Raw genomic sequence first — 10,019 nt, 5'->3', positions numbered from 1 at the left:
TGCAATGTCACCCATTTGCTGAAGCTGCTTTACTGCCTCGACAGAAATAAATACAATCCCGACGGCAATAAACGAACCAAACACCCAGCAGGGATGAGTCTTCCAAGTAACATCACAGACGCAGAAACCGAAAGATTAACCGCTTTACTGCCTCTGCTATCTCAAGCTCTGTGGATAGAGCAAAGACTGTATGAAATAATCCAAGAACATATCAGCAGCCCCAGAAGAAAAGGTTCCAACGATTTAGCATCAATTGATATACGTAAAACTACGTTGTTACCTGACAGCAAGTATTCATTTGGGTTTGGTGCGCCAACTGACCTGGCATTACCGATAATTGAGTCCTATCGGGTATTTCTGGATAAAGACTATAAATGGATTCTGCCATTTAACGAATTCGCTGAAGATTTCCTGCAACACTTATGGACTAACTATTTCCGCAAATACTTGGTATCGGAGAAAACAGCAGGAAATACAGTCGGCACAAAAATTAGCCGCAATCAAGAAATTAGGACTTACGCACTGTACAAATTAACCATAATGTGGATTATGATATTTGGTAGTTTCAGGCGCTTTGCATAACTTTAATTTATTGGCATAGAAAGCGATCGCTGGCTGCTAAACATGGCTTTATACCCAAATTGCGTGTAGTACTTATGTACGATGCGTAAGTCCTGGAAATTTGGGAAAGTTTGTATATCTCAGCGCAGAGTTATCTAAATCAGCACTTGATGCAAATGGTCAACTCCAGTAAGCAAGAAGAAGAATCGAAAGTGACACAAGGTGTAAACAATCTTGGGAAAAGGGAAAAGGGGTGAACTCAACGCAACCACTGGAAATTAACTGTATCTCTGACAACTCTATCTTTTCCACAAGTTCCCTAAACTGACTTTTGCTCTGAAAGTTTGACAGGTGCTAAGTGAACACCCAGGTTACGGGCGTAAACTTTGGTGAAGTACTGGACATTCGGCTGTGGGCGATAGCTCTTAGAGTAGGGCAAGGCATCGTTACACTACCAACCATAATACGCAAGGATGTAAAGAGTCCAAGTGGCAGCTAGAAAACTGTAATGTACAGATGTACTCTCCCACAGCCAATTATTTTGTTGCAAAAACTTTTGCAAGTGGTATTAGATTTAAGATGGGGAAATATACTTTTTGAAAAATCAGAAAATTTTGCATCGAACTAACAAATTAAATTCGCAATCTCAAATGCCGGCGATATTTCTAGATAAAGATGGCACTTTAATTGAAAATGTACCAAACAATGTTGATCCGCAATTAATCGAAATGAAAATCGGTGCTATTGAAGGATTACAAATACTTAGCAAAGCTGGATATAAATTAATTGTGATTACTAACCAGTCGGGAGTAGCACGGGATTATTTCCCAGAATCTGCCTTAATAGGAGTGGAAGCGCGATTGAATGAAATATTAGAAAAAACGGATCTATCGTTAGATGGATTCTACTACTGCCCCCATCATCCAAATGGTGTAATATTTGAGTATGCAATTGCTTGCGAGTGCCGTAAACCTAAACCAGGCTTGATTTTACGTGCAGCTAGCGAACAAAATATAGATTTAGCAAATTCTTGGTTTATTGGCGATAATCTCAGTGATGTAGAAGCTGGACATAGTGCAGGGTGTAAAACGATTTTGATAGATGGGGGTAATCAGTCTCAGCCCCAAATGTCTCGTTTAGGAATTGCTGACTATATTTTGGTTAACCTTTCAATAGCAGCACAGGTGATATGTAAGCATTCAGTATCTAATTTTTAGGATTTCTGGCATGGAGTTATAGAAATTGCTGGAACAGGAAACCTAGAAAAATTTAGATTGATGACAAACAATCTGCCATTCTGGTCAAATAATTCGTCGTTCTACAGTAGACTTCTCAAATATGCCGCACCAGTATAATAAATAGTTCCTTATCGTCTAGTGCTTGAAATGACTGTACCTGCTGGAATCCGGCTTTTTTCCATGCTTTGAGCGCACGTTCATTAAATGCTGCCACTGTAATGCGAAAGAGGGTGGGATTAAACTTTGAACGTGCAAAATTGAGGACATCTGCAATCATAGCCGCTTAACAGGAATGTAGCTTAGGAAATACCAATGAACTTAACCATTCAACAGATTGTGCCGGAGGACGTTGCATTAATGGAAGCATTATTAGCGACCTTTGGTGAGGCGTTCGATGAGGTGGAGACCTATGGGAATCCGCCTAGTGCAGACTACCTGCGGCAACTGCTCGATAGTGACTACTTCATTGCGATCGCCGCATTGAAAGAAGGTGAGGTCGTTGGCGGTCTGACTGCCTACGAGCTTAAAAAGTTCGAGCAGGAGCGCAGCGAGATTTACATCTACGATCTAGCTGTTGCCGCCGCACACCGACGGCAGGGGATCGCAACGGCATTAATTCAGAAGCTGAAGGAAGTAGCAGCAGCATGTGGAGCTTATGTCATTTTCGTCCAGGCGGATATTGGCGACGATCCAGCCATTAAACTTTATACAAAGCTGGGCGATCGCGAAGACGTGTTGCATTTCGACATAGCAGTTAATAGCGGCAATGACAATGCCTAACGCCTATCTGAGTAGTGGCTTTTCGAGAAGAGCATACTAGAGATCGGGTCAATTTTTTACAATCTTGAGTATCACATGAGTCGTAGATCAGGAGCAATCTCATGGAGAAACTTGAACATAATTTCTGGAAATGGCTTTTCCCACAGCACAGCATGAATCAAAATAGTTGTTTACACTGTCTATGCAAGTTTTAGCAAATTGACCTACTTATTAATTACTGAAAAGCTCAGACTATTTTCCTGCCTTCTGCACAAGCAAAAAAGCCGTTTTTATCAACACTTTCAGTTGTAAGTCTAACGTGGTTAAGGTTGAGTTTGATGACATTAATTTGTCTCAACTTTATTTAATTTGTCACTGTACAATAGAATTAAAACAATTCGCAATTCGCAATTCGCAATTCGCAATTCGCAATTACGTTTTGTGACGGGGATTTAGACCCCGACACAAAACGCGCTGCTTATAGAAGCAGGGGACTTAAACCCACAAACTTTGTTAAAAACATTTATTACCAACTATTTTTTTAAAATGGGCGAAGCTAAAAGAAGGAAAGCTAGAGATCCAAACTATGGAAAACAAAGGTTTGATCCAAATAAACAGAAAGACCAGATAGAAATGATGTTTGCTATATCGTTATCATCACTTGGGTTTATGCACTCCCTCAAGAGCAATATCTCTGAGATTCTAGACATGGCTAAAACACTCTACAAAGAGATTCCCTTGGAAGAACTAGAATTATAAAAGGGCAGTTTTTTGATTCTGTCCCAATGCAATTGAGAGGAGAAATAACAGAAAATTTATTGAAAATAGTAGCTCTATTTGTGACGGTAAGACAAAATCCGCCTCTAGGATATTCTCAAGAATCTTGGCTTCAAAAGATACAAAGTTTTTTCGATAGCCAAGAGGCAATCATATCAGCCCTTCACAATGCAAATCCCATTAGGAAACAAGTAACAGAATATTTACTTACATAACTTATGAAAACTGAAATAAGTGACTACTAAATTAGTCATACTAATGGCATTGGATATAGCGATCCCTTGCAGTATAGATTACGAACAAGGCAATCGCTTTCATCAAATATTTGGGGTATAGATATTAGCTATACCCCTTTCATCTTCATCAAAATTAGCTAACGCATCACTGACATTTTTGATTTCAAGAATCGCACAGACATCCGCCGCTACCCATTCTGGCTTTTCTAGTGTACCGACAAATCGGACTTGTTGAGACTCAAACACGAAAACTGATACCTCCAAGTTCTGACTCAAATGAGTGCCAGTTACTGTCGCAGTCGAGGTAGCGTAATAGAGCTTCTAGACGGTCATCGGTAAGGTCGAGTTCACCTAAATCTTCTCCAAAAAATGTTTTTAATGTTTCTAACCGCCTAGAAGTCCAGGTTTGGACCTGATTTAAACGATGATCTGCTTGCGATAATATGTGTGCTAACCAAATTACTGCTATATTTCCCAAGCTTTTACCTTGCCAATTTCCGTGTGTTGGAAAGTGTTTATCGATTAGCGGTTGTATGCCCATACGCTCTATTTGAGTTAGAAGTATAGGTATATCATCGACTCGTTCGTTTCTAATTATGGGTTCAGTTGCCATAATTGCGAACATATATCTAATCAAGCCTTTTTGGGAATATGCCTTTCGGTATACTTTTGACTATCTACTTTTCCTAACTCCTTAAAAAATGGGCGAACCGGGAGTAATGATTTCAAACCGAGGTGTAAGGGGGTGATCTTTTCAATAAGTGCATAGGCTTTGTCAAAGCCAGTTACCAACTAAAACGTAAGGTGCCCAGTAGCCAGGACGACTGTAATTAGGATAATCTTTTAACAACTTTACTTGGGCACGACGCAAGGCTTCAGCCTTTGTCACCTTAGTTTTAACTAATTCACGATAAAATTCACCAATTAAGATAGCAGTAGATTTATCACTGATATGCCACAGTGAAGCCAAGGTACTACGGGCGCCAGCTTTCACGGATGCTCCTGCTAGCCCTAGCGTAGCGCGATTGTCACTAACAGCAGTTTGGCAAGCACTTAACACCAGCATTTCCAAGGCTTCTGAGCGAGTTTGATCCCGACGGCGCAGCAGGCTATCAAATTGCGTAACGTTGATCGGGCCATCAGCAGCAAGTATAAAAGTATTTTCAGCACGGGAGCTAAATTGACCGTGAGTTGCCAGATGTAACACATTAAATGGTACAGCATTCACCTTACTCTCTAGGTTTTTGCTGTTGAAGTCTCGATCTAGTAACTGGGTGGTAGACGCGATCGCTTGGGAAATAGAATTGAATTCTAATTTAATTTCTGGTAGCGGTGGAAATTGCTGTTGAAAGCCTTGTGGTGGTTGTACTAATCCGGCAGCTAGTACGTTGAGTTTGGTTTGTGTCAAAGGTTTGGGTGCGAGCAACTGGAGTCCCAAACTGAGTGCTACAGCATATTTTTCTACTAGATATTGCTGACCGTCATACAATATGGCCATTGGCACATTTCGCAATATTCCATCCAGTACAAATACAAGGGTTTTGACTCCACTATCTTTTAAATCTGACTCAATTTCTTTGATTAACCACCCATAGACTTCCTGTGATAACGCTTGCACTTCCTCAGTCCGATCGGGTTCTAATAGATACTCTCTAAGTTGTTCTATAGTACCTTCTACCTCATGCTGTGACTTATTTACTGTATAATTACGCAGTGGGTGGTTAGGAATTTTGACAATCACTTGCAGTTGATCGGGCAGAATAATTGGATAAATGATTGCGGCTGTGGGATTATCTTTATCTACCATTGTGTCAAGCAAAACAGTTTTGGCATTAATGCAAGCTTCCCGGAAAAAGTCGTCTAGTTCTGCTAGTTGCAGTGCTTCAATCCTTTGTCTAGCTTTGTCTAGCGTTGATTCACTCGGATGAGTTTGCTGAAACTGCAACAACAATTCTACGGACTCTCGATATACAGGTTCTACACTTTCTTTAAAGGAAAACTGGACATCTCGATTCACAGCCACTAAGTCACTACGGAGAGTCTGCAACTCACCGATCGCAGTATCATAGCTGGCAATAGCGCCCTCAATCTCTCTTTGCTGTTTTAACAAACGTCCTAACTGCCAATGCCAACGATAAGCGATATCTGGGGCATTGATTGTTTGGGCTATGTTCAGTGCCTGTTGGGTGAGATTCTGGGCTATTGACCATTGTTTAGTTTGTTCGTATACACTGCCCAGAGTCCCAAGGGCAAAGCTCTCGGCTCGTTTATCTGCTAAATCTTGAGCTTGTTGCAAAGCTCTCGCGCAGATTTGAGCGAGAGCTTGAGGTGTAGTCCTAAATTTCATCAAGCTTTGAGCTAGATGAATGCGGGCATAGATAGTTGTCACAGAAGCAGGTAGTTGTGCCAGTTGAGTTTGGATTTGCGGCAATAGTATCTGCGCGGTGGCTGTTTGTCCCGTGTTCACTAGCAAGCTCAACTGATTTATTTGAGCTTGGACTTTGGTAATCGGGTTAGGAGCGATCGCAGCAGCTTGCTGATAAAACTGTATTGCACCCTTAAAATCTTGCTGTCCTTGTGCCGTGTTGCCTAAACTGAACAAAGCAGCGCTCACATCCTGGGAAGAATCCAATTCTTGGGCAATTGACAAACTTTGTTGTAATACCCGACGGGATTGATCCAAATCTCCGGCTAATTGTAGAGCATCCCCGAAAGACCGTAATTCTACTGCTTTTCTGACGGAATTAGGTTTTGATTGTAACTCCTGCTGTAATTGAGTCAAGATTGTCAAACCCCGACGGTAAAATCCCAAAACTTGCCATGCTTGTGCTTGGTTGATGCGATCGCGGGTAATGCCATTGCGATCGCCTAATTGCTTATAGCTGGCTTCCGCACGTTGCCAGGTGTTAAGTGCCTGTTCAGCTTGTCCCAAGTCTAGTTGAATACTACCTTGAATATCTAGAATTGGAGCCAAAACCTGAAGATTTTGGGAATTAGAAGATTTTTCGAGCAACTTCAAGCTATCTGTAATTGCCTGTTGCGCTGGTGGTAAATTACCCAGTTTTTGATATGCCAACGCCAAATTACTTAATGCTACAGCTTGCTGCAATTCATTGCCTTGGCTGCTATAACTTTTAACTGCTTGTTGCAAAACTTTAACCGCTTCTGCAAACTGTTCTGCTTCATACAGCATTTTACCCTGTTGCAGCAAGTCTTGTGTTTGTGCAGTCGGATTTTGGATTGACATTGGTAGAGAAGCGATATGTTGTGTCTCTACAGTTGCAGCAACAGGAAAAGTAATAACGCACAAAAAAGCTGTCACTAGAACCAAGAGCATAAAAACAGGCAAGTTATATATTTTAAAGGGACGAATGAACCATCCGTTACACATTCGTTGCCACTTATTGCTTTTATGACTCTTGAGTTTCATAGGAATTCCTCCCCCTACTTTTGGGGTAATGAATTATTGACTACAGGATATGGCAGAGGGAATAGAAGAACTTTGCAGAGATTGAGCTATAAGAATGACATCACCATTAGCATCGACAATCCATCCTTGAGCCTCCACAATCTGATCAGCAGATCTGGTCACAGTTGCAGTAGATAATTTATCCGTGATGGCTGTTGCTAGTGGGGGCAAATCTACCCAACCAGTAATCACTGCTCGTCCTCGCAGAGGTTCGTTGGGGCTAAGGGGTAATCCACCGCGTCCGGTGGCGATAAAGCGACTGGCGGTTTGTCTTCCTCCAGGGGTGCAACCAGAGGCGATTTGTTGGGATGCATCCACTAAGTTAGAGGGTAGTTGGATTAAGCCGCGAGCAGGGTCAGTATCTGGAATGTTGATAGTTACCTCACCACTCACTCCCAATTCAGAACTCGCTGTAATGTCGCTCTTTTCGGTTGGGTCTTTTTGCGGGACAATACCGAAAATACCGTTTGCTGTAATGTCAACTATACCACCTTTACCAGTGTAAGCATTTGCCTTGATGTCACTATTTTCTTTTGGGACGGCGACGATAAAACCTTTGGGAGCATTGATGGTAATATTGCCACCATCACCATTCTGTTGCGCGGTGCCTGCGGTAGCAGATATTAAGCTGCGGTTTCGCAACAAGAGAATATCTCGTGCATTCAGGATAACGTTGCCACCATCGACTGTGGTAGATTCGGCACTAAGGATACCTTGTTCGAGGCGAATTTGGGGGGACGTGATCGTGATTTCACCTGCACCACCAGAGGCTTGAGAACGGACAAAAATACCACTGTTGGGCGTGAGAGGTGCAACAGCGTCAGGAAACTCTGCTAGTCGATTCCCAAAGGTGGAGTCACTACCTGCAAGGGTGACTTTTTGGGTGGCATTTACAGTAATATTACCTGCTCGTCCTTTACCATTGGTAATGGCAAGGATTTGTCCGCCGTTGAGAATACCTATGGTTTCAGCATTGATTGTAATATTACCACTGCGATCGCTTGAATTGGTGCTGGAATCAAGAACAGCTCCATCTATAAGGTGGAATGTTTTAGTATTGATGATAATATCTCCACCGTTACCAATCGAAAAGTTTCCTGTCGTTGTAAAAAATCCACTGGAACGCCCGGTAAGGGGAGTAGTTTTGGTAATGTTGACTGCATTGACAGCATTGACCAGAATATTTCCTGCATCCCCACTACCGAAGGTTGCAGAAACTATTTGTGCGCCATTAGTAACATCAAGAGTATTGGTGAAAATTTGCACATTACCTCCTTTGCCTGTAGCAGTTGGCAACACGTTACTGAAGGCACTACTAGAAAACTGCTTACCAAAACTGATACCATCGAAGGAAACGCGATCGCGTGCAACGATCAAAATGTTACCCGCATCTCCAGTACCTTCAGTAGATGTAACCAATGCCGCACCACCAGTAACGTCAAGGGTATTGGCGAAAATTTGTACATCACCCCCTTTGCCGCTAGAAGTTTGCTCTACACGACTGAAAATAGCACTTACACCTCGTTCATCTGCACGTGTACCGTTCAGGGAAATATTATTTGCCGTAATAGTTACATTACCCGCATCGCCAACGCCAAAGGTGCTGGCACTCAATTGCGCGCCATTCGTAACCACCAAAGAACGAGCTGTAACCTGAATATTACCTGCCTTGCCGATCGCATTTGGTCTAATATCATTTGCCATTCGGGTGTCCTCTCCTGTCATGCGAACTTCCCCGGTTGCATTTACAATCAGTTCGCCTCCTCGACTCTCCAAAGTGCCAAGCCCAGAAGCGATACCGACTCTCAATTGACTTCCACTATAAAGATCGATATTGCCAGCAGTGATGCCAACATCCCCACCATTTCCGGACCTGACATCTATTCCTGAGCGATTGGCGGATGCCTGATTTTTGAATACCACATTTGCTCGTTGAATAGTATCGGGAAAACTCAAACTACCATTTGCATTCAACCCCACACTTCCTGTTCCTGCTACCGCACCAATTTCTACCCGTCCTCCACGAGCAATCAAACGCCCATCATCAACTGTGACATTTCCTCCCAATAGCAAAAGTGTTTGCCCATTTGGTACTTGTAGCCCATCGGTTGGAGTTCCCTGAACCGTTTGGGTTGCTCGTGATTGGTTGATAATACTTCCTGGATTCGTCCCCAGGTTGAAAAAGAATGCCGAGGGATTAATTGTTAATAAAGAAGATGGTAATTGGGGATTGGTAGCACTAAACTCACCCAATTCGCCAAATTTGATGCTGTTGGCTGTGGTTACATAAAATGACTTTCCCACATCCAACCGTGCATTTTGCCCAAAAATTATCTCGTTAGGATTAATCAAAAATAAATTGGCGTTGCCATTGACACCTAATGTTCCTAGAATATCCGAGGGGTCATTACCTGTAACTCTACCCAGAATATTATTTATTCCCGTAGGATTTGAGAAATATACTCGCTGTCCATCTCCAACATTGAATTCGCGAAAACTATGGAACAGGTTAGCACCAAGAGTTGCGCCGCCATCAATACGGTCAGCAACACTACCTTTAATATTGACATTGGGAGTGATTCTTGAAGATTTATCATCCAATGTTTCATCAGGGATAATCTGGGCTAAGGCGTGGTTTTCAAAACAAAATATGACATGAGCAAGCACTGCAATAATGCCAAAAACTCCTAATAAACCTGAGCGCCAATTCCTATTTTTCCAGGTTGCCATATCAGAACCAGCCTCTTCTGCTTATTTTTTACCTGTCAGTATGCACTCAATCTATTAATAAATTTATTTACAATTAATTTCAGCAGATATTGTAACTAGATGAGAGTGAAGTTTTTAAAACTTAAGAGGCTGTTTGAAAAGTTTTGAGAAGTTAAATGTTATGCTAGTCGCCTTACCATAATACGGATGATAGCAAGGTAGATAAATGTCTCCGATGTTTCAGGCAATAATTCATAGTCTCTAACCAAT

General features: G+C 42.1%; 8 protein-coding genes and 2 pseudogenes. 4 read left to right on the top strand and 6 right to left on the bottom strand.

The genetic code is table 11. The features are described 5' to 3' along the window. Window positions 1-582: AIPR family protein (locus LC653_RS42475; protein ID WP_504828442.1), on the top strand; the 582-nt coding region annotated here is incomplete at its 5' end. 629 nt (window positions 583-1,211) lie between these two features. Further along, window positions 1,212-1,778: a D-glycero-alpha-D-manno-heptose-1,7-bisphosphate 7-phosphatase gene (locus LC653_RS42470; protein ID WP_229501286.1), complete on the top strand. Its 567-nt coding sequence runs from the start codon at window positions 1,212-1,214 to the stop codon at window positions 1,776-1,778. 115 nt (window positions 1,779-1,893) lie between these two features. On the opposite strand, the gene LC653_RS42465 is transcribed toward LC653_RS42470, so the two are convergent. Then, entirely contained in the window at window positions 1,894-2,076 is a 183-nt protein-coding gene (locus LC653_RS42465; RefSeq protein ID WP_229501285.1) for a hypothetical protein, read from the bottom strand. Window positions 2,077-2,111: 35 nt separating this feature from the next. Between LC653_RS42465 and LC653_RS42460 the strand changes: the two genes are divergently transcribed. Together LC653_RS42460 and LC653_RS42455 are read left to right on the top strand one after the other, a co-directional pair. Next, on the top strand, window positions 2,112-2,579 hold the full coding sequence (locus tag LC653_RS42460; RefSeq protein ID WP_229501284.1) for an AAC(3)-I family aminoglycoside N-acetyltransferase: 468 nt from the start codon (window positions 2,112-2,114) through the stop codon (window positions 2,577-2,579). Between the two features lie 489 nt (window positions 2,580-3,068). Continuing rightward, window positions 3,069-3,317, top strand: coding sequence for a hypothetical protein (locus tag LC653_RS42455; RefSeq protein WP_229501283.1), 249 nt, complete (start codon window positions 3,069-3,071; stop codon window positions 3,315-3,317). Window positions 3,318-3,652: 335 nt separating this feature from the next. Here LC653_RS42455 and LC653_RS42450 read toward each other — a convergent pair whose 3' ends face one another. From LC653_RS42450 to LC653_RS48145, 5 genes and pseudogenes are all read right to left on the bottom strand, one after another. Next, entirely contained in the window at window positions 3,653-3,817 is a 165-nt protein-coding gene (locus LC653_RS42450) for a BRO-N domain-containing protein (RefSeq protein WP_229501282.1), read from the bottom strand. Window positions 3,818-3,830: 13 nt separating this feature from the next. Further along, a pseudogene (locus LC653_RS42445) lies at window positions 3,831-4,184 on the bottom strand (IS1634 family transposase); the annotation flags it as partial. A gap of 162 nt (window positions 4,185-4,346) precedes the next feature. Continuing rightward, the gene (locus LC653_RS42440; RefSeq protein WP_229501287.1) at window positions 4,347-6,962 is read right to left on the bottom strand and encodes a CHAT domain-containing protein; all 2,616 of its coding nucleotides are present in this window, start codon (window positions 6,960-6,962) and stop codon (window positions 4,347-4,349) included. Between the two features lie 72 nt (window positions 6,963-7,034). After that, window positions 7,035-9,770, bottom strand: coding sequence for a two-partner secretion domain-containing protein (locus tag LC653_RS42435; RefSeq protein ID WP_229501280.1), 2,736 nt, complete (start codon window positions 9,768-9,770; stop codon window positions 7,035-7,037). 158 nt (window positions 9,771-9,928) lie between these two features. Next, a pseudogene (locus LC653_RS48145) lies at window positions 9,929-10,019 on the bottom strand (IS5/IS1182 family transposase); the annotation flags it as partial.

Origin of the sequence: Nostoc mirabile CHAB5784, assembly GCF_020829645.1 — a bacterium.
Classification (GTDB): Bacteria; Cyanobacteriota; Cyanobacteriia; order Cyanobacteriales; family Nostocaceae; genus Nostoc; species Nostoc mirabile.
Note: the sequence above shows the minus strand (reverse complement) of the source record. Positions and strands in the feature narration are given on the sequence as shown.